The sequence below is a fragment of the Duganella sp. FT27W genome (assembly GCF_009295655.1).
Lineage (GTDB): Bacteria > Pseudomonadota > Gammaproteobacteria > Burkholderiales > Burkholderiaceae_D > Rugamonas > Rugamonas zoogloeoides.
This window is the reverse complement of sequence record NZ_WHIV01000005.1, coordinates 318,234-338,948: the sequence shown is the minus strand read 5'-3', so window position 1 is coordinate 338,948 and position 20,715 is coordinate 318,234. Positions and strand designations below refer to the sequence as shown.

Annotated in this window: 17 protein-coding genes; 3 read left to right on the top strand and 14 right to left on the bottom strand. The window is 64.0% G+C overall.

Going from position 1 to position 20,715, the window contains the following annotated elements:
• Positions 1-7: 7 nt before the first annotated feature.
• A complete protein-coding gene (locus F8197_RS23525; RefSeq protein WP_152883989.1) occupies positions 8-1,117 on the bottom strand; it encodes a mechanosensitive ion channel family protein in 1,110 nt (369 codons plus the stop codon).
• Between the two features lie 188 nt (positions 1,118-1,305).
• On the bottom strand, positions 1,306-2,400 hold the full coding sequence (locus F8197_RS23520) for a calcium:proton antiporter (protein WP_373996961.1): 1,095 nt from the start codon (positions 2,398-2,400) through the stop codon (positions 1,306-1,308).
• 166 nt (positions 2,401-2,566) lie between these two features.
• Between F8197_RS23520 and F8197_RS23515 the strand changes: the two genes are divergently transcribed.
• On the top strand, positions 2,567-3,703 hold the full coding sequence (locus F8197_RS23515; protein ID WP_152883985.1) for a glycoside hydrolase family 43 protein: 1,137 nt from the start codon (positions 2,567-2,569) through the stop codon (positions 3,701-3,703).
• A 10-nt stretch (positions 3,704-3,713) separates the two neighbouring features.
• Here the strand turns inward: F8197_RS23515 and F8197_RS23510 are convergent, their stop codons facing one another.
• The 10 genes from F8197_RS23510 to F8197_RS23465 all read right to left on the bottom strand — a co-directional run bounded on the left by F8197_RS23510 (position 3,714) and on the right by F8197_RS23465 (position 15,977).
• Positions 3,714-4,490 carry a PEPxxWA-CTERM sorting domain-containing protein gene (locus F8197_RS23510; RefSeq protein ID WP_227012381.1) on the bottom strand — a complete coding sequence of 259 codons (777 nt, stop codon included), beginning with the start codon at positions 4,488-4,490 and terminating at the stop codon, positions 3,714-3,716.
• A gap of 348 nt (positions 4,491-4,838) precedes the next feature.
• Entirely contained in the window at positions 4,839-5,648 is an 810-nt protein-coding gene (locus F8197_RS23505; RefSeq protein ID WP_152883983.1) for an isocitrate lyase/phosphoenolpyruvate mutase family protein, read from the bottom strand.
• 9 nt (positions 5,649-5,657) lie between these two features.
• A complete protein-coding gene (locus tag F8197_RS23500; RefSeq protein WP_373996960.1) occupies positions 5,658-8,045 on the bottom strand; it encodes a DNA polymerase II in 2,388 nt (795 codons plus the stop codon).
• A gap of 46 nt (positions 8,046-8,091) precedes the next feature.
• Positions 8,092-9,153, bottom strand: a complete 1,062-nt coding sequence (locus tag F8197_RS23495; RefSeq protein WP_056137549.1) for a LacI family DNA-binding transcriptional regulator — start codon at positions 9,151-9,153, stop codon at positions 8,092-8,094.
• 34 nt (positions 9,154-9,187) lie between these two features.
• Positions 9,188-9,892 (bottom strand): histidine phosphatase family protein, encoded by a 705-nt coding sequence (locus tag F8197_RS23490; protein WP_152883982.1) that lies wholly within the window; start codon positions 9,890-9,892, stop codon positions 9,188-9,190.
• A gap of 7 nt (positions 9,893-9,899) precedes the next feature.
• Positions 9,900-10,523 carry a membrane integrity-associated transporter subunit PqiC gene (locus F8197_RS23485; RefSeq protein WP_152883980.1) on the bottom strand — a complete coding sequence of 208 codons (624 nt, stop codon included), beginning with the start codon at positions 10,521-10,523 and terminating at the stop codon, positions 9,900-9,902.
• Complete coding sequence (locus F8197_RS23480) at positions 10,520-12,142, bottom strand: intermembrane transport protein PqiB (RefSeq protein WP_056137552.1); 1,623 nt, start codon at positions 12,140-12,142, stop codon at positions 10,520-10,522. Before F8197_RS23480 ends, F8197_RS23485 begins: the two co-directional genes overlap by 4 nt.
• Positions 12,135-13,403 (bottom strand): paraquat-inducible protein A, encoded by a 1,269-nt coding sequence (locus tag F8197_RS23475; RefSeq protein ID WP_373996959.1) that lies wholly within the window; start codon positions 13,401-13,403, stop codon positions 12,135-12,137. Before F8197_RS23475 ends, F8197_RS23480 begins: the two co-directional genes overlap by 8 nt.
• A gap of 94 nt (positions 13,404-13,497) precedes the next feature.
• Positions 13,498-14,733, bottom strand: coding sequence for a M20/M25/M40 family metallo-hydrolase (locus tag F8197_RS23470; RefSeq protein WP_152883979.1), 1,236 nt, complete (start codon positions 14,731-14,733; stop codon positions 13,498-13,500).
• Positions 14,734-14,744: 11 nt separating this feature from the next.
• Positions 14,745-15,977, bottom strand: a complete 1,233-nt coding sequence (locus F8197_RS23465; RefSeq protein WP_152883977.1) for a urate hydroxylase PuuD — start codon at positions 15,975-15,977, stop codon at positions 14,745-14,747.
• Between the two features lie 123 nt (positions 15,978-16,100).
• Between F8197_RS23465 and F8197_RS23460 the strand changes: the two genes are divergently transcribed.
• Positions 16,101-17,039, top strand: coding sequence for a LysR substrate-binding domain-containing protein (locus tag F8197_RS23460; RefSeq protein ID WP_056137555.1), 939 nt, complete (start codon positions 16,101-16,103; stop codon positions 17,037-17,039).
• 101 nt (positions 17,040-17,140) lie between these two features.
• Entirely contained in the window at positions 17,141-18,904 is a 1,764-nt protein-coding gene (locus F8197_RS23455) for an allantoate amidohydrolase (protein WP_152883975.1), read from the top strand.
• Here the strand turns inward: F8197_RS23455 and F8197_RS23450 are convergent.
• Together F8197_RS23450 and F8197_RS23445 are read right to left on the bottom strand one after the other, a co-directional pair.
• Entirely contained in the window at positions 18,901-19,449 is a 549-nt protein-coding gene (locus tag F8197_RS23450) for an AAA family ATPase (protein ID WP_152883974.1), read from the bottom strand. The two genes, F8197_RS23455 and F8197_RS23450, sit on opposite strands and share 4 nt — an antisense overlap.
• Before the next feature lie 29 nt (positions 19,450-19,478).
• On the bottom strand, positions 19,479-20,714 hold the full coding sequence (locus F8197_RS23445; RefSeq protein ID WP_152883972.1) for a Zn-dependent hydrolase: 1,236 nt from the start codon (positions 20,712-20,714) through the stop codon (positions 19,479-19,481).
• Position 20,715: the final 1 nt, after the last annotated feature.

The window sequence follows — 20,715 nt, the reverse complement described above, 5'->3', positions numbered from 1 at the left end:
TCATCGATCATACCACCTGCTGCGGCGCGCCACGCTGCGGGGCAAGGCCTGCCGTATCGCCGTCGAGCACCACCCGGCGCGACGCCATGCTGGTGCTGATGCCCATGTCGGCAAAGCGCTCCATGGTGGCCAGCAGGATGGTCTGCTGGGTATCCATGTACACCAGGTAGTTGGACGTGAGCACAAAAAACACCAGCTCGTATTCGATTGCCTCGGGCGTGACCGCTTTCAGGTGTACGCGGTCGCAGCGGATGTCGGGCTGGGCCTCGACGATGGTGCGGATCATGGCCGGCACCTGGCCCGCCAGCGCAGCCGGGGTTTCCGGGTTGATGCGGAAAGACATGACGATGCGGCGCGTGGCCATGCGCTTGTAGTTGCGCAGCACGTTTTTCAGCAGGTCGGTGTTCGATACCACGATCTGTTCGCCGCTGTCGGCGCGGATGCGCGTGGTTTTCAGGCCCACGTGTTCCACGGTGCCGGACACGCCGAGCACATTGATGGCGTCGCCCACCTCGAACGGCTTGTCCACCGCGATCGACAGCGACGCAAACAGGTCGCCGAGGATGTTCTGCGCAGCCAGTGCGATGGCAATACCGCCGATACCGAGACTGGCAATGAACGTGGTGATATTGATGCCGGCATTGGACAGCACCGACAGCAGCAGCAAGGTCCACAACAGCGTCTTGATGGCGCCGCTGACCAGCGTGTTGGCCACCGTAAGCGGCGCGTCGGCGTCGTCGGACTGGCTGCGGAAGTAGCGGCGAATGCCGATGGAGATCGCGCGCGTGAGATAAATCGTCACCTGCACGCCGATCACGATGAACCACAAATGGTCGATGCGCTGGTTCCACACGGCGCCGAAATCGAGCACCGTCAGCGCCGCCAGCACGGCGATCAGGAGGATGACAAAGTTGCTGGTGCTGGCCACCGTGGCGCTGAGCACCTCGGCCAGCGGGCGCTGGGCATGGGCGCCGGCGGCCATGTGGGCCAGGCGCCGCCGCACGAAGATCTGCAAGCCGTGCAGCAGGAAAAACACCACCGTGCCGACCACGGCAGCCACGATCCAGTCTTCGAGGGCGATGCTGGTGAGCCAGGGGCTCAATTGGTAATGGTTCAATGCGGGCTCCTGTACTTGAGTTGGCTAGATGGTAACCCCCTCAGTACTGTCGAGCCCGCACTTTTCCGTAAGGAACCTCTAAAACCGTAGCGAGCGGTTCGTTATCGTCGCGAGTAGCGGAAGCGTACGGAGGTACGCTGAGCAACGGAGCGGCGATAGCGGGCCGCGCAGTAGGTTTTCGAGATTCCTTAGGGAACGATTGCTGTGAACAGATAAACTGCAAAGATTACGAGGTGCACCGTGCCCTGCATCACCGTGGTGCGGCCAGTCCCCAGCGACAGCGTCGCGACGATCAGCGACAGCAGCAGCAACACGCTGGACTTCACATCGATACCAAGCGACAGGGTCCAGCCGGTCATCAGCGAGACCACGGCCACCGCCGGAATCGTCAGCCCGATACTGGCCAGCGCCGAGCCGAGCGCCAGGTTCAGGCTGGTTTGCAGGCGGTTGGCGCGCGCGGCGTGGAAGGCGGCGATACCTTCCGGCAGCAGCACCACGGCAGCAATGATGATGCCGACCACGGCCTTCGGAGCACCGAGCTTGAGCACGGTCGCTTCGAGCGTGGGCGACAGCATCTTGGCCAGCAGTACCACGCTGGCCAGGCAGGTCAGCAGCAAGGCAGCGGACAGCCATGTCATTTTCAGCGGCGGCGGCGGCGCGTGGGTGTCTTCGTCGTTGGTGGCCACTTCGGGCAGGAAGTAGTCGCGGTGACGCACGGTCTGCACCAGCACGAACGTGCCATAGAGCACCAGCGACACCAGCGCGATGAAGCCGAGCTGGCTGGCGCTGTACGACGGGCCGGGCACGGTGGTGGTGTAGTTGGGCAAGACCATGGTGAGAATCGAAATCGCCGCCAGCGTGGTCAGCGCGGCCGACACCCCCGACAAGGTAAACGTCTGCTCGCCGTGGCGCTTGGCGCCGGCCAGCAGGCACAGGCCCAGCATGCCGTTGAGGATGATCATCACGGCCGCGAACACTGTATCGCGCGCCAGGCCGGCAGTCGCTTCGCCGCCGGCAATCATCAGCGAGACGATCAGCGCCACCTCGATGGCGGTCACCGCAATCGCCAGCACCAGCGTGCCATACGGCTCGCCCACCTTGTGCGCCACCACCTCGGCGTGGAACACGGCCGCCAGCACGCCGGCAAACAGGCCCGCCACCAGCAGCAAGGTATAGACCTGGCCGACGATGTCCTGCGCGCCCATCGCCTGGCCGGCGATCAGCAACCAGGCGATCACCGGCGAGGCGATGGACCATATGGGCAAAGACTTCGATATTTTCACTATGACACTCCCGTGCTTGACTCTGGAAAGTGCATTGTAACTGCTGCATGCTTGCGCAATAAACAAACCGATAACCAAAATCGCGCGGGCGATGAAAATCCGGCGAGGCGGGCAGCCGGAACTGCTACCCGTGGTATGGTCCGAAAAAAATGATACGGAGACAGACATGAAGCGCAGGGAAATGACCAAGGCCATCGCGGCCGGGCTGATGATGCCGTTTGCCTTTTGCCAGCAAACTGCCCAGGCTCAAAGCAGGCCGGCCGCCGCCGGCCGCCAGTTGCGCATCGTGCCCACCATTGCGCCGGTAGCCGGCACCCGCGCCCCGGCCGAGCAGGACATGCAAGCCTACCTGTTCGTCTATTTCAAGGACGAAACCCACTCGGTCCACTTTGCCACGTCCACCGACGGCTACACCTTTACCGACATCAACGACGGCCAACCAGTGCTACTGGGCAAGGGCCTGGGCGAACAGCAAGGCGTGCGCGACCCGCACCTGATGCGCGGCCCCGACAACGCTTTTTATATGTCGATGACCGACCTGCACATCTACGCGCGCGACGCCGGCCTGCGCAGCACCGAATGGGAACGCCCGGGCGAGGATTACGGCTGGGGCAACAATCGCGCGCTGATCCTGATGAAATCGTACGACCTGGTCAACTGGACCCACGCGCTGGTGCGCATCGATCAACTGTTCCCGGCCGACTACGCCGACATCGGCGCCGCCTGGGCGCCGCAAACCATTTTCGATGCCGAAAAAAACCAGCTGATGGTGTACTTCACCACCCGCCACAAGGGCGGCCAGAACTACCTGGTGTACGCCTACGCCAACGCCGCCTACACCACGCTCGAGACGACACCACAGCAGTTGTTCCACTACCCCGACCAGACCAAGAGCACCATCGACGGCGACATCACCAGGGTGGGCAACAAGTACCACCTGTTCTACGTCGCCCACGACGCCCCGAACGGCCTGCGCCACGCGGTCTCGGACCGCATCAACACCGGCTACCAGTTCGACCCGCGCAAGATCGATCCCGAAACAGTGGCCTGCGAAGCGCCGATGGTCTGGCGCCGCATCGGCAGCAAGAACTACGTGCTGATGTACGACGTGTTCGGCCTCAAGCCGAACAACATGGGCTTCTCGGAAACCGCCGACTTCACCACCTTCAAGAACCTGGGCCGTTTCAACGACCCCGGCTCACCGATGCGCGCCACCAATTTTTCCGGCCCCAAGCATGGTTCGGTGATGCATATCACGGCGGCGGAACTGGCGCGCCTCAAGGCGCATTTCGCCCGAGCCTGACTACCGGCAGTTACGCCGCCAGCGTGCCGGCACCAGGCACTGCGCGGGACTGCTGGCGCCGACGCATCCAGCCGACCATGCCCAGGCCGCCGATCATCATGGCGTAGGTGGACGGTTCCGGCACGGCGGTGACCGAGATATTGTCGACGGCGACGTCAAAGTTGGTGAAGCCGTACATATAGCCGGGTACGAAAGTCCCGAACACCACTTCGTCCACGCTGGCCAGCACGTCGGCAAAACTGCGGCCTTCTGGCAGCTTGGGTCCGGCGCCGTCGTCGGTGGAGCCATAGCCGCCCCAGCCCGCCGGCAAGCCGGTGGCGGTCGGGTCGGCGATGGTGACCGACAGGTGCTGCCAGTCCTGGGTGGCGTCGATGGTGCCGAGCTTGTACCACACGCTCGAGTACGGCATGCCGGCCGGCGTGTTGCCATAGTCGCGCAGCTCCACCACCACGTCGCGCGCAACGTCTTGGTTGAAATACTTGATCTCGTTGGCCTTGATGTCGAGGCCCAGCGTCACCGGCCCCTTGGCCGAGTAATCGCCAAGAAAGGCGGCGTTGGTGGTGGTGCCGAACGAAATGCCGAAGTTTTCAATCACCGTGCGCAGCGCCGGCGCGCCATGGCCCATGCTGGTATCGATGCCGGAACCGCCATTGCCATCCGCCGCTTCCAGGCCGTACCAGCCCTCGTTACCATTGGAAAAATCCACTGTCGTGGAACCACCAGCCGCACAGGCGGCGCTACCAGCCAGGGCCAACATTACCGCCATCATTGCTTTGTTCAAAGTCATGAGTCTTCCTTTGTCAGTTGGAGGGAGAACAGGCCACCGGCCGCCGAAAACTTGTGATCTCCGGAGAGCCGGTGCAGGGCCAGTTTGTTGTCGTTCCATCCAGCAGTCAAAGACTATGAGTCACAAATTTGTAACCAAAATGTAACCATTGAACGGGTAAATTGCCATACTCCTACTATGCGTTCTATTTGACAACGGGCACAAAAGTGACCGACAGTATTGATTCCGACGTTACCCGTTGAGATGGCGGGCCATGCCGTCGGAATGCACCAAGGCAAGCAACGCGCAGTTCTGCACAATCGCCCGCAACGTCCATCGCACGTTGCATGTCACCTTTTTGCCACAGCGTTAATGCGCAGACGGCTGATACAAAGCCTGTAACTGGCCATACGGCATAGCCTGCGCCACCAGCGGACCGGCGTTGCCGGTGGCGAGGAAGTCGCGGCCCATTCCGGCAGCGACTGCCCACAACGCTTGCGGAATGCCGGAGCCGGCGCTCAGGCGGCACACGCCCAGCTGCATGAGCGTGTCGGCGTCCGGCACTCCCGGCCAGTCCATCACGTTGACCGGCAAGGCCGCTGCCGCGACCACCTGCGCAATCTCATCGGGCTTGACGATGCCGGCCACGAACAGGCCGTCGGCGCCGGCCGCCTGGTACAGCGCCGCGCGGCGCAGCACTTCGGCCACCCGCTCCCCTTCCGGCGCCAGGCCTTTCAGGTACACGTCGGTGCGGGTGTTGATGAAAATGTCCCTGCCCTCCTGCGCGGCCAGCTCCTTGATCGCGTTGATCTTGGCTGCCAGTACCTGCGGTGCATCGTGACCGTCTTCGAGGTTGATGCCTGCCACCCCCACGTCGATCAGGCGCAGCACGCTCAACGCCACGGCCTGCGGATCGTCGTCGTAACCGTTTTCGAAATCGACCGACAACGGCACCGTCAGCACCCGCGCGATATTGGCGGCCACCGCGATCGCCACATCGACCGGCATCTGGCCGCCGTCCGCATAGCCGGCGGCCCACGCCACGCCGGCACTGGTGGTGGCAATCGCCGGCGCACCGAGGCTTTCGAACAGCCGTGCGCTGCCCGCATCCCAGGCGTTGGGCAGGTGCAGCAAGCGGCTGCCGTCGTGCAGTTTCTTGAAGGTGGTTACAGCGTTCATCCGGGCTCCTTAAAATAAACTCGATTGCATGGTGGTGAGATTGCCGAAGCTGTCGTGCATCGGTTGCAAAATGGCGTCCGCAATCGGCTGCAGCTGCTTGGTCAGGTAATGTTCGTAGTCGATCTGCGACCGTAAATCTTCCAGCGGTTCCGGGCCGCTGGTGGTCATCACGTAGCTGATCCAGCCGCCGTTCTGGTAGCGCAGCGGGCGCCGGTGCGCCAGGTTGTATTCATCGGCCAGGCGCGCGGCGCGCACCTGCGGCGGCACGTTCACCTTGTATTCGTCGAGCGGCTGACGCAGGCGCTTGCGGTACACCAGCAGATCGTCGCATTCGCCGGCCAGCATGCGGTCCGCGTACTCGCGCACATAGTCCTGGTACGGCTGGTTCTTGAACACGCGCAGGAACAGCCCTTGCTGGAACTGCTGCGCCAGCGGCGTCCAGTCGCTGCGCGCCACTTCCAGGCCGCGATAGATCACTTCCTCTTCACCCTGCGCATTGATCATCAACCCGGCGTAGCGCTTCTTGCTGCCCATTTCCGTGCCGCGGATGGTGGGCATGAAGAATTTCTGGTAATGAGTGTCGAACTCGATTTCGAGATGGCAGTCGAGGCCATGCTTTTCCTTGAGCATGGTGCGCCACCACTGGTTGATGCCATCCGCCAGCTGCTGGCCGATGGCCAGCGCATCGTCGTTGCGATGCTCTTTTTTGAGCCAGATGAAAATCGAATCGGTGTCGCCGTAAATCACGTCGTAGCCTTGCGATTCCACCAGTGCGCGCGTCTGCTTCATCATCTGGTGGCCGCGCAGCGTCACCGACGACACCAGGCGCGGATTGAAGAAGCGGCATTCGGTGGCGCCCAGCACGCCGCAGAAGGAATTCATCAACAGCTTCAATGCCTGCGACAGCGGCTCGTTTTTCGCCCGCTTGGCGGCGTCGCGCTGCTTCCAGATTTGCGTGGTGATCTCGGGCAGGCAGTGCTTCGTGCGCGAGAACACGGTGCCGTTCACGCCTTCCACCTGCTCGGCCGGGTCGGTGGCCGCCTCGCCTTCGATCAGGCCCACCGGATCGACCAGGAAGGTGCGGATGATCGACGGGTACAGGCTTTTGTAGTCGAGCACCACGACCGAGTCGTACAGGCCCGGCTTGGAATCCATGACGAAGCCACCGGGCGACGCTCCGCCCGACACATCGCCCACGCTGGGCGCCACGTAACCCTCGCGGTGCATGCGCGGCAGGTAGTGGTGGCTGAACGCCGCGATCGAGCCACCCAGGTGGTCGGCCTGCAAGCCGGTAACGGTGGCGCGCTCGATCATGAACGCCAGCAGGTTGGCCTTGTTAAAAATACGCGTGACCAGCTCGCAGTCCTTGAGGTTGTAGTGCGCCAGCGCCGGCTTGTCTTCGTGGAAGCGCCGCTCGATCTCGGCCATCTTGTCGTAGTCGCTGCCGATGTCCTTGCCCTCGCCCAGCATCTCCTGCGAGACGTTCTCCAGGCTATACGACTGGAACATCCACGACGCCGCCTTGAGCGCATCGATCCCGTCCAACACGATGCGGCCCGTCACCGGCGCGAACATATAGCCCTGCTTGCCCGGGTGCTCGCGCCACTCGATGGTTTTGTTTTCGCGACCCAGGGTCAGTGGAATGCGGTACTTGTCGGCGTTCTTTTGCAGCACCCGCAAATCGAACTGCACCACGTTCCAGCCGATGACCACGTCGGGATCGTGGCGCGCGAACCAGCCGTTCAGGCGCTCGATGACCTGGCGCGGCGTGGCGCAGTATTCGAGGTCGAAGTCGATCGACTGCCCCGATGATGCCGGTGCAGTGCCGAGCATATACACCTGGCGCTGGCCGCAGCCTTCGAGCGCAATCGAATACAGGTCGCCGTGGGCGCTGGTTTCGATATCGAGCGAGACGATCTTGAGCGCCGGACGATAATCGGGCGCCGGCTTGAGCTTGCAGTCGAAGATCGTCGCGCCTTCGACGCGGCCGCCTTCAACGGTGACGCCGGCCGAAATGAACCGCTCCATCAAATAGCGCTCGGGCGGGCGGATATCGGCCTCGTACATGCGGATGCCATGCTCGCGCAGCGTGCGTTCAAACGCGGTGAGCGCCTTGTAGCGCGATGCGTACACGCCGATCACAGGCGTCTGCTGGAAGGTTTTCAGCTGCAGGTCGCGCAGCTCGATGCCGCCCGACTGGTCCATCAGCGCCGCGATGGCCGCGCGCTGTCCTGCCTCGGCAAAGGCGACCGAAGTTTGCGCGGTCAGGCGGATTTTCCGGGGGCCGTCGTCGGTGGCCAGCCAGAAGTCGATCTCCGTGCCGTGCGGGGTATCGCGCCAGTGGCGCGTGAGGATAAAGCCGGTGCAGGTCATGGCAGAATTATACTGTATGTGCATACAGCCGCAATTCTGGCCTTGCTCAGCTGCGGGAGCAGGCGCGGGGTCAGCCGCTACTGCGTTCGATAATCGAAAAGCCGATATCGAGTATGCGCTCCCCCACCTCGCGCTCCTGCGAGCGGTCGAGGATGAAGCGCGCTGCCGTGGTGCCGATCAGCGCGCCGTCGATGCGCACGGTGGTCAAGGCCGGATGCAGCTCGCGCGCAAACGCCAGGTCGCCCAGGCCAATGACAGCGAGCTGCTCAGGCACCGCGATGCCGAGCGCCTGCGCCTCGGTCAGCACGCCCAGCGCCACCATGTCCGAGCTGCAGAACACGGCGTCGATATCGGGATGCTGCGCCAGCAGCGCGCGCAGGCCGGTGCGACCGAAACCGGTGTTGGTGGGCGCGGGCGCCACCAGCGCGGGTATCGCCGTCTCGCCCGGCGCAGCCATGCCCAGCGCAATTGCCGTTTCCGAGAATGACCGCATGCGGCGCTGGGCGCGGTCGTCGTCGGCGCCCAGCGTGGCCACGCGGCGGCGGCCGCGCGCGTGCAAATACTCGGCCACGGCCTGCCCCACTTTTTCGTGCGAAAAGCCGATCAGCATGTCGATCGGATTGGGCGCCAGGTCCCAGGTTTCCACCACCGGGATGCCGCTGTTGAGCAGGCGCTTGCGGCCGGCTGACGAATGCATGATCCCGGTGAGGACCACGCCGTCCGGGCGGCGGCCGATGATGGCTTCGAGCAGTTCGTCCTCGCGCGAATCCTCGTAGCCCGACTGGCCCAGCATCACCTGGTAGCCATGCTGCGCCAGCGCCGCCGTCAACGACTGCACCATTTCGAGAAACACGTTGCCGGCGATGGTGGGGATCACGGCAGCGACCAGCCGGCTCTTGCGTGACGCAAGGCCGCCGGCCAGCATATTGGGCACGTAGCCGGTTTGCGCGACCGCGTCTTTCACGCGCTGCATGATCGCGTCCGACACCACGCTGGGATTGTTGAGCGCACGCGACGCGGTGATCGGCGCCACCCCGGCCAGGCGCGCAACGTCGCGCAGCGTGATGCCGCCGCTGTTGCGGCGGCGCTTGGGAATGTCGTGGCCAGGCGGGTTATCGGTGGGATCGGTCATGCTGCGATTTTAACAGGTGGACAACCGGTGAGCTTCAGCGGTAGGTGAGCATGTCTTTCCCGCCCAGCGATTCCAGGTGGGCGTAGTTGTTGAAGTAATCGAGGCCGAATTCGCCGGGCCGATGCAGCAGCCGGGTGACCGAGCAATTGGCCATCTTCCAGGTCATTTCCATGACCTGGTAGTCCTGCAAGCCCAGCACGTGCTGCATCACGGTGGCGATCACGCCGCTGGACGTCAACACCAGCGTGGCCTGCTTGCTGTCGGGGCGGTCGAGGCGTTCCAGCGCAGCCACCACGCGGGCGCGGAATTCGGGCCAGGCCTGCGCGTATTCATCGTCATGCCAGCCGGTCATCCAGCGCTGCATCGCCGCGCGAAACAGCTGCTCCATGGCGCGCTGCGGCTCGCGCTGGCCGGCCAGGCGTTCGCCCAGCGCCACCGGGTCGGCAAATTCCGGGCAGTGGCGCAGCATCACTTCGTGGTGGTCGAATTCGGCAAAACCGGGTTCGACCTCGCGTTGCGCTGGTGGCCACAAGCCGGCCGGCATCTCGGCCTGGCAGGCATCGGCTGCCTGCCCATGGCGGGCCATGCCGCCGGTCAGCACGCGGTGAAAACGCTGGCCGCGCCTGGCGAACCACTGCCCCAGCAGGCGCGCCTGCTCAATGCCGCGTGGCGACAGCTGGTCGTAATTGGCGCTGCCGAACGACGCTTGTGCGCTGCGCACCAAAAAAATCTGTCCCATGATCCGCCTACGACTGCGAAGCCGAAGCCGGGCAGGCCGCGCTGCCATTGGCAGCCAGGCCGCGCACCGCCGTGGCAATGTCAGCGCCCAGGCGTGCCACGGCGCGGCGATGGCCGGCCACCAGCGCTTCGTTACCGTCGCTCACCGTCTCGCTGGCAACCGTGCGGCAGGTCAGCACCTTCGGGCTGCCCACCTGGCGCACGCTCCACACGGCGTCGAGCAGCGCGTATTTGCCGGGTGCGGACTCGAAGCGCTGCACATTGGTGCTGATGCGGTACACGGTGGCGCCTTCCGGCGTGGGCGTGCGGAACACGTCCACCGCACCCAGGTCGTTCGTCACCACCTGCGACAAGGCCTGGCCGATTTCGGCGGCCGGCGGCGAGGTCCACAGGTCCTGCTCCAGCAAATCCATGCGGCCATCGGTGGTCACCACCAGCTGTTTGCGCGCCACCTGCTGCGGCACCGTCACGGCCGGAATCTCGATGAAATAGGCGGGCGCCGCGCCGCTTTTCGCGGTGGGCGTGCCCATACCGCTGGCCAGGCTGTAAAAGCGATCTGGCGGAGTGCTGGAGCAGCCGGCCAGCGCCGCAGCAGCAGCAACAATGGCGAGGCAATACAAACGGTGCGTCATTTCTTCTCTCCTTTTTTCTCCGGCTTGCCGCGGATGAGCGACTCGGGATGGCGTTCCAGGTAGTCGGTCAGCGCATTGAGGGACTCCATGGTTTGCGTAAGCTGTTGCAGCGCTTCGCGCAGGTCGGACTGCACCGGCGAATCCTTTTGCAGCAGTTCGTCGGCCGTGCCGAAGGTCTTGCGCGCCGCGCCAAGCGTGTCTTTCATCTCGGGCACCACTTGCGCGTCGAGCTGCTTGAGCAGGCTGTCAGCGCTTTTCAGGGTGTCGCGCAGGTTGGTGCCGATTTCCTCGAACGGTACCTTGTCGAGCTTGCGCGCGATGCTCGAGAGCTGGGTTTGCAGCTCGTCGAGCGTGTTCGGTACGGTCGGAATTTCAAGCGGGTCCTGGTTCATGTCGATCTTGGCGCTCTTGGCATTCGGGAAGAAGTCGAGCGCCACGTACAGCTGGCCGGTGAGCAGATTACCGGTGCGCAGCTGGCCGCGCAGGCCGCGCGCGACCATGCGCTCCATCACCTGCGGTCCGGCGTTGCGGTCCTGGTCGTCATCGATACTCTTCTGGAAGGCGCGGCCCAGGCGGGCCGGATACATGTCCACCGTGACCGGCATGCGGAAGGTTTTCTTGACACGGTCGAACTCCACGCCCACCGAGCGCACCTCGCCGAGCACGATGCCACGGAAGTCTACCGGCGCGCCCTGCGACAGGCCGCGCAGCGACTGGTCGAAGTACAGCACGGTGGTAATCGCGGGACCATCCGGGTCGCGCAGCGCGCTGGCCTGGTCGGCGGCCAGCAGGAACTGGCTGCCCTGCGGCGCCACCACGTCGGGCTTCTGGCCGCCGGCGCTCTCGAAGGCGATCCCGCCCACCACCAGCGCGGCCAGCGATTGCGTATTGAGCTTGAAGCCTGACGAATCGAGCCGCACATCGACGCCGCTGGCATGCCACCAGCGCGTGTTCTTGCCCACGTACTGCTCGTATGGCGCGCGGATGAACACTTTCATTTTCACGCCGCGCCCCTGCTCTTCCAGGTCGAACGCGGTCACCCGGCCTACCGGGATGCGGCGGTAGTAGACCGGCGAACCCACATCGACGGAACCGAGGCTTTCGGCGTGCAGCGTAAACAGGCTGCCTTTTTCGTCGGTGGCCACCTGCGGCGCTTCTTCCAGGCCCGCAAATTCGGTGGCGGTCTCGCCGGACTTGCCGGCATCGACGCCGATGTACGCGCCCGACAGCAGCGTGCCCAGGCCCGATACGCCGGTGGCGCCCACCTTGGGCCGCACCACCCAGAAGCGGGTGTCGGCAGCGGCAAAGCGCTCGGCTTCCTTGCTCATGTCGATCTTGACCAGCACCTTGGACAGGTCGCGCGAAATCGAGATCGAGCGCACGATGCCGATATCGACATCCTTGAACTTGACCTTGGTCTTGCCGGGTTCCAGGCCGTCGCCGCTGCGGAAGCTCACCGTCACCGACGGTCCCTGATCCACAAAGGTCTTGATCACCAGGCCCACGCCGATCAGCGCGGCCAGCAGGGGGATCAGCCAGACCAGCGAGGGCAGCCAGCGATTGGCTTTTTCGACGGCCGGTTCGTGCACCGGCCGTGGGTGGTCTTCGTTTTCAGGCATGCTTTTCTCCATGTGTATCGACGGGATCCCAGATCAGGCGCGGATCGAACTGCATCGACGCCATCATCGTCAGGACCACCACGGCGCAAAACGCCAGCGCGCCAGGGCCGGCGGTAATCACCGCCAGCGACTGGAAGCGCACCAGCGCCACCGTCAGCGTAATGACAAAAATATCGAGCATCGACCAGCGGCCGACGAATTCAACGATGCGGTACAACATCGTGCGCTGCTCCGGGCGCCAGCGCGAGCGGCGCTGCGCAGTCGCGGCCAGTATCGCCAGCGCCGCCAGCTTCATCACCGGCACCACGATACTGGCAATGAAAATGATGATGGCCAGCGCCTGCGAACCGCTGTTCCAGAACAGCAGCACGCCGCTGATGATGGTGTCGTCTTCCTTGCCGAACAGGGAGTTCGTGTACATCACTGGCAGCAGCATGGCGGGAATATAAAGAATGGTGGCTGCCAGCAGCAGCGCCCAGGTGCGGCCCACGCTGTCCGGGCGGCGCCGGTGCAGCGCCGACTTGCACCGTTCACAGTGCTGGCGGCGGCCTTTTTCGGGGGCCACCAGGCCGCAGCTATGGCACGCCACCAGTGGTGCACCGGCAGCCAGCGCCTGGTAATTGAACTGCGACTGCGACGGGCGCATGCCCTTGGGCCCCGGCAGATGCTCGCCGATATTCCATAAAATCTTGGGGTCGAACGACATCACCAGCGCCAGCATCAGGGTGAGCACGGCAAACGCGAACAGGCCCGGATGGACGATCACGCGCGCCAGGCTGGTCATCTTGACGATGGTGATCAGGATGCCGATCATCAGCACTTCCGTCATGCCCCAGCGCCGCGCCGTGCCGAGGGCGCGCAGCATGGAGTCGAATCCGGGCGGCCGCCGCCCCCGGCTCAGCGACAGCGTGACGTAGAACAGCGACGCCAGCTCCACCGCCGGCAGCACGATGGTAAACAGCGTGACGATGGCCGCAACGATCTCCATCTTCTCGCGCCAGAGCACGTAAATCGCCCCCATCAGCGTGGAAGCGATGCTGTAGCCGCCCACCGACAACTCGACGATGGGGAAGAACTGGGCAATCAAAAAGGTAAAAATGGCGGCGAGCGTGATGGCGGCCATGGCGCGCGGATCGGAGCGGATGCCGCGATAGAGTATCGAGCCGCAACGCACACACCGCGCCTTTTCGCGCGGTTGCAAAGGGCGGTGCTGGTGCAGCACGCCGCAGTCGTGGCAACTGATCAAATCGTAGCGATACACGGTCCGGCCAGAATGATGGAAACATTCATATCATACGGCAATACTGGCGCGCACAATTGTGCGGCGGGACCGGTTTCGCGGTGCTTACTTCAATTTACTTTTTGTGCAGGAAGTCGAGCAGCGTGGCGGCCACCACCTTGGTCGCTTTGCGCAAGTCGTCCAGGTTCAGGCGTTCGTCGGCCTTCTTGGCGTTCGATTCGGGCACGGTGCGCGGGCCGGCGCCGTACAGCACGGCCGGAATCCCGTGCTCGCCGTACAGGCGCGCGTCCGCGTACAACGGCGTGCCCTGGGCGGGAATGGTCTCGCCCAGGTAGGTTTGCGCATTGTGCTGCAGGCTGGCCACCAGTTGCGCGGTGCCCGGCAGTTCGCGCAGCGCGTGCGACAGCAGCAGGCGCTTGATGTCGAGCGTGATGCCCTCCTGCCCTGCCACCGCCTGTTCGATCAGGGCGCGCACGCGCGCTTCCACCTGTACCGGGTCTTCCTCGGGAATCATGCGGCGGTCGAGCTTGAGCACCACCTTGCCCGGCACGACATTGGTATTGGTGCCGCCGTCGATGCGGCCCACCAGCATGGTCGGCGAATCGATGCCGGCAATCTTCGACTTGATCTTTTTGAGCTCGGGCAGCTCGTCGTAGATGGCGTTGAGGATGCGGGTGGCCGCCTGCAATGCGTCGTGGCCCGTCTCCGGCATGGCGCCGTGGCCGGATTTGCCGTGCACGGTCACTTCCAGTTGCAGGCAGGCGTTGTGGGCGGTGACGATGTTGTAGCTGAAGCCCGCCGCAATGACGTAATCGGGCTTGGTCAGCTTTTGTTCGAGCAGCCAGCCGGGGCCCAGCAGGCCGCCGAATTCCTCGTCGTACGTGAAGTGCAGTTCCAGCGCGCCTTGCAACGGCACGCCCAGCGCTTCCAGTGCGCGGGTGGCGAAAATATAGGTGGCGAAGTCGCACTTCGAGACGGCGGCGGCGCGGCCGTAGATAAAACCGTTATCGACCACGCCGCCGTACGGCGGATAGGTCCAGTTGTCGCCGGGCGGCACCACGTCGCCGTGGGCATTGAGGGCCACCGTGGGGCCGCCGCTGTCGTACGGGCGGCGCACGATCAGGTTGGTGATGGTCTCCATGCCGTAGTCGCGTACCGCCTGCTCGGGCACCGCGTGCTGTTCGGCGGTCCAGCCGTAGGCTTGCACCAGGTTCGCCACCATTTCGGCGTGCGGCGCGTTGTTGCCGGGCGGGGTATCGGTCGGGATGCGCAGCAGTTGCTGGAGCACGCCCACCTGTTCGTCGAAATGGGCGTCGATCCATGCTGCCAGTTGTGCTTTTTGGTCGTTCATCAGTTCTTCTTTCATTTTGCCCCCGCTTCATACCAGGCGGCGACTTGCGCGCGTTCGGCATCGGTCATCTGGGTCAGGTTCGCCAGCGGCATGGCCTTCAGTTGGACCGTCTGCTTGTAGATCTTCTCGGCGTTCTGGCGGATTTCCGCTTCGTTTTCCAGCATGATGCCGGCTGGTGCGGCCGCAAAGCCGGCCTGCTTGGGTTGAGCCGCGTGGCACGACACGCAGCGCTGGTCGATGATGGTTTTCACTTGCGCGAATTGTTTGGCAGCCGCTTGCGGATCGACCGCCGGCGCAGCCGCCACCGCTGCCGGACGGCTAGGAGCGATCGCCACGGCCACCGCCGCCAGCAGCGCCAGGCCGATGACCGGATAGCGCCACTCGACGCGGCCCTTGTGGCGCAGGTTGAAGAAGTGGCGAATGAACACGCCGGCCGCCATGATCAGCGCCAGCACCAGCCACGAATACTCGTGGCGGTAAGTCATCGCGTAATGGTTGCTGATCATGATGAACAGCACCGGCAAGGTGAAGTAGTTATTGTGGACGCTGCGCTGCTTGGCCTTCTGGCCGTGCACCGGATCGGGCATGCGGCCGGCCGACATGGCTTCGACCATCTTGCGCTGGCCGGGAATGATCAGCATCAGCACGTTGCCCACCATGATGGTGCCGATCAGCGCACCGACGTGGATGTACGCGGCGCGGCCGCTGAGCATATGGGTCAGGCCAAACGCCGCCGCCACGATCAGCGCGAAGATCACCACGCCGAACCAGAAGTCGTGCTTGCCCAGCGGTGAGCGGCACAGCAGGTCATAGACGGTCCAGCCGACGACCAGGGTGCCGATGCCGATGCCCACCGCCTGCAGGCTGGTGATGTCGGCCACCGATTTGTCGATCATCATGGCCTGGGCGTTGAAGTAATAGGCGATCGTCAGCAGCGCGATGCCGGAGAGCCAGGTGGAATAGGCTTCCCACTTGAACCAGTGCAGTTCCTTCGGCAGTTCGGCCGGCGCCACCAGGTATTTTTGCGGATTATAAAAGCCGCCGCCGTGCACGGCCCACAGTTCGCCCGACACGCCCTTCTTCGCCAGCTCGGAACCCGGCGCCGGCGGGCGGATCGAGTTATCGAGCCACACGAAATAAAACGATGCGCCGATCCAGGCGATACCGGTGATGACGTGGAGCCAGCGTACCAGGAGGTTGAGCCATTCAAGGCCGTAGGGGACGAGGTACGCAAACAATTCCATGGCTAGTCTTTCAGGTCAGGGCTGTGGCTAATTTACAGAAGATAGCTGCAAATGCTGCAATGCACATGAACTATCGAGTATATTAAACATATCGTATTCCGTATAACCTGAACAAGACTTTTCATGGCCGCTCTGCCACAACACCTGGACCTGCACCTGATCCGCATTTTGTACATGCTGCTGGTGGAAAAAAACGTCTCGCGGGTGGCGCTCAAACTCAATCAGCCGCAGCCCTCGATTTCGGCCTCACTGCGCAAGCTGCGCGAGCTGACGGGTGATCCCATCCTGGTACGCGGCGCCCGTGGCATGGTGCCCACCCAGCACGGCGAGAGCCTGCTGCTGCCGGCCAAGCGCATCCTCGACGAGACCGAAAACCTGTTTTTAAAGAAGTCGCCGTTCGTGCCGCAGATCGAAGCGCGCACCTTCCACGTCGCCGCGCCCGACTATCTGGACAGCCAGTTCCTGCCCAATCTTGTTGCGCTTTTACGACGCGGCTCACCGAACAGCCGCGTCAAAATCCACAGCCTCGGCCCGCGCGTGGACTACGTGCGGCTGCTGTCGGACGGCGACATGGACCTGGTGATTGCCAACTGGGACGAACCGCCCGAGCACCTGCACATGTCCAAGCTGTTCGAGGACCCGATCACCTGCGTGATGCGCGCCGACTGTCCGTACGCGCTGCGCACGCCCAGCGACGCCATGACGCTGGACGACTACCTGACCCTGCCCCACGTGGCGCCCACCCAGCTGATGCCCGGCTACCTGGGCGTGATCGACGATTTTCTCGACCGCCAGGGCTTGCAGCGCAACGTAGTGGTGGAGTCGGCATACTTCGGCCTGATCCCCAATATGCTGGCGCAGACCGACCTGGTACTGACCACCGGGCGCCAGTTCGTGCGCCAGTACGAAAAGCAGATGCCGCTCAAAACCTACGCGCTGCCCGTCAAATTCCCGGCCATGCGGTTTTACCAGTTATGGCACGAACGCGTGCACCAGGCGCCGGAGCACAAGTGGCTGCGCGAGCAGGTGGCGGCGGCGGCCAAGGGATTGACGCTGAAGTAAGCGCGCCTGCTGCATAAATCGTATAACCCGTACCTGCCGCAGCATATGTCACGCCCCCGTCCACGCGCTATCATCAAGCCTCGATAACGGACACCCACGCCATGACCACCCTTTCCGAGCTCAATAACTGCGACGCCGCCACCTTCATCGACCGCCTGCGCGGCATCTACGAGCATTCGCCGTGGATCCCCGAGCGCGCCGCTGCCCGGCGTCCGTTCGCCAGCGAGACCGCGCTGAAGCTGGCCTTGCAGGACGTGGTCACGTGCGCCACCCTCGACGAGCAACTGGGCCTGATCCGCGAGCACCCGGAACTGGCCGGCAAGGCCGCCGTGGCTGGCCAACTGACCATGGAGTCCACCAGCGAACAGGCGGCGTCCGGCCTGCACCTGTGCAGCGCCGAGGAATACGCCGTCCTGCACCAGCTCAACGCCGACTACAACGCCAAATTCGGCTTCCCGTTCATCCTGGCGGTGAAAGGACCCACCGGCAAGGGCCTCACGCGCCGCCAGGTGATCGCCGCGTTTAGCCGCCGCCTGAAAAACCGCCGGCCCGACGAAATCGCCGAATGCCTGCGCCAGATAAAGCGCATCGCCGAAATCCGCCTGAACGACCTGCTCGGTGTTTCGCTCGACTTCGGTCCCACCATCATGGCGTGGGCCGAAACCATCGCCGCCTGGAGCGATGTCGAGGTAGCAGAGGACCAGGACTTCGACCTCACCTGCGCTTACATGACCCCTGCCCACCAGCGCACCGCCGCACAGCTGCGCGACTGGATGACCGAAGCGGGCATGGACGCCCACATCGACGCAGTGGGCAACGTGGTGGGCGTGTACCGCTCCGACGCGCCGGGCGCCAAGACCCTGATGACCGGCTCCCACTACGACACCGTGCGCAACGGCGGCAAGTACGACGGCCGCCTCGGCATCCTGCTGCCGATCGCCATCGTGCGCCACCTGCACCAGCGCGGCGAGAAACTGCCGTTCCACCTGGAGGTGGTGGGCTTCGCCGAAGAAGAAGGCGTACGCTTCAAGAGTACCTTCCTGGGCAGTAACGCGATCACCGGCCGCTTCGACATGGCGCTGCTCGACCAGGAAGACGCCGACGGCATCACCATGCGCGCGGCGCTGGCCGCCGGCGGCCACGATTTCACCGGCATCCCCGCCATCGCCCGCAAGCCGGAAGACATTCTCGCCTTTGTGGAAGTCCATATCGAACAAGGTCCCGTGCTGTTACAGCGCGACCTGGCGCTGGGCGTGGTCACGGCAATCGCCGGCAGTTCGCGATTCCTGGTGCAGCTGACCGGCCTGGCCAGCCACGCCGGCACCACGCCAATGGCCATGCGCAAGGATGCCGCTGCCGCCGCCGCAGAGATTGTGCTGCTGGTCGAACAGCGCTGCGCGCAAGCGCCATCGCTGGTCGGCACGGTAGGCCAGCTGGAAGTACCGGGAGGCTCGGTCAACGTGATTCCGGGCGCCTGCAAGCTCTCGCTCGACATCCGCGCGGCCGACGACGCGGTGCGGCTGGCGGCAGTGGCCGATGTCCTGGACGGCATTGCCGCCATCTGCGAGCGGCGCCAGGTGGAATTCGCACTGGAACAGATCGTCGATGCGGCCGCCGCGCCCTGCGCGCCGCACCTGATGGACCAGCTGGGCGCCGCAGTGGAACGCGCCGGCCTGCCACGCTACGACCTGCTATCGGGCGCCGGCCATGATGCCATGGCGATGGCAGCGATCACCGACGTCGCCATGCTGTTCACCCGCTGCGGCAACGGCGGCATCAGCCACAATCCGCTCGAGACCATGACGGCCGATGACGCCGATATTGCGGCGCGGGTGTTGCTGGATTTTGTGCGGAGCTTTGCTTAAAGGGCGGGTCGCGGGTGGGACAGCGTTGCCAATACAAAATCGGCGCGTTCCTCTACCGGTATCTTGGGCAGCAATGTGATCTCGTATCCCAGCATCGGATAGGCACGTTCGAGGCGGTTGAATTCCGCCACGGAAGCAACCATGTCGTGGCGCCGCTCGGCGTTCTGCACGTAGATTTCAGGCCAGGGTGGCGCCAGGAATACCCGCCGATGATAGCGATAGCGCTTGGTCATCGCAGCCAACACGGACGTGCCAGTGAGCTCCTCGAGTGCGGCAGCCGCGTCGATCAGCCCCCGGTCGAAAAACACCCACGCGGCGCCGCGCCGCTTCGCCTGGGCATAATCTTTTTGCGCCATAGCGATGGCACGGTTCAGGAAGGCGGCCAAGTCCACCCAAGGCAAAGCCGAACCTGCGGACAGCGTTTCTTCCTGCACGATACGCAGACCCGGCTCCTGCACCACCATGTGGCCCCGCCTGGCCAGTTCTGCGAGCAGTGTGGACTTTCCGCCTCCCGAACAGCCGGAAATGACCACCAGATTATTCATGCCGCTCTCTCGTTCGTTAAACCACCAGATTACACTATGCCCGCCCGCTCCAGCATCGCATGCAACAGCACATTGCACCCCGCCTCCAGGTGCTCCGGCTTGGCGTCTTCGATTTCGTTGTGGCTGATGCCGTCCTTGCACGGCACGAAGATCATGCCCGATGGCGCCAGGCGGGCGGCGTAGATGGCGTCGTGGCCGGCGCCCGAGACCACGTCCATGGTCGAGTATCCGAGTTTGGCGGTGGCGCTGCGCACCGCGTCCACGCAGTCCGGGTGGAACGGGCATGGCGGGTAGTACGACACGCGTTCGAGCGCGATGCTCAAGCCGGAATCACTCTGGGTCTTGTCGATGAACGCCAGTAGCTCGCCGTGCATGGTGTTGAGCAGTTCATCGTTCACGTTGCGCAGGTCGATGCTGAATTTGACTTCGCCCGGGATCACGTTGCGGCTGTTGGGGAACACCTGCACCATGCCCACCGTGCCACGGCCGTACGGCGGGTAGCGGTTGGCAATCGCTACCACTTCCTGCATGATCACCGTGGACACCTGCAAGGCATCCCTGCGCAATCCCATCGGCGTGGGGCCGGCGTGGGCTTCCATGCCGGTCACCACGCAGTCGTACCACGACAGCCCCATCACGGCCGGCACCACGCCAATCACCTTGTCGGCGTCCTCCAGCACCGGGCCCTGTTCGATATGCGTTTCGAAATATGCGCCGATCGGATGCTGGCCCGGCACCTGGTCGCCCTTGTAGCCGATGCGTTCCAGTTCCTCGCCCACGGTCTTGCCGTCGGTGTCCTTGGCCGCGTACGCGGTCTCCAGGCTGAAGGCGCCGCAGAAGACGCCGGAGCCCATCATCACCGGCACGAAGCGTGAGCCTTCCTCGTTGGTCCAGAAGGCCACTTCGATCGGCGCCTCGGTCTTGATGTTCCTGTCGTTCAGGGTGCGCACCACTTCCAGCCCGGCCAGCACGCCGTAGTTGCCATCGAACTTGCCGCCGGTGGGCTGGGTGTCGATATGGCTGCCGGTCATCACCGGCGGCAGCGCGTTGTTGGTGCCGTCGCGGCGCATGAACACGTTGCCGATCTGGTCGATCGTGATCGACATCCCTGCTTCCCTGCCCCACTTGACCACCAGGTCGCGGCCCTGCTTGTCCAGGTCCGTCAACGCCAGGCGCTTGACGCCGCCCTTGGCGGTGGCGCCGATTTGTGCCAGTTCCATCAGCGCCGCCCACAGGCGGTCGCCATTGATGCGCATGTCAGTCATA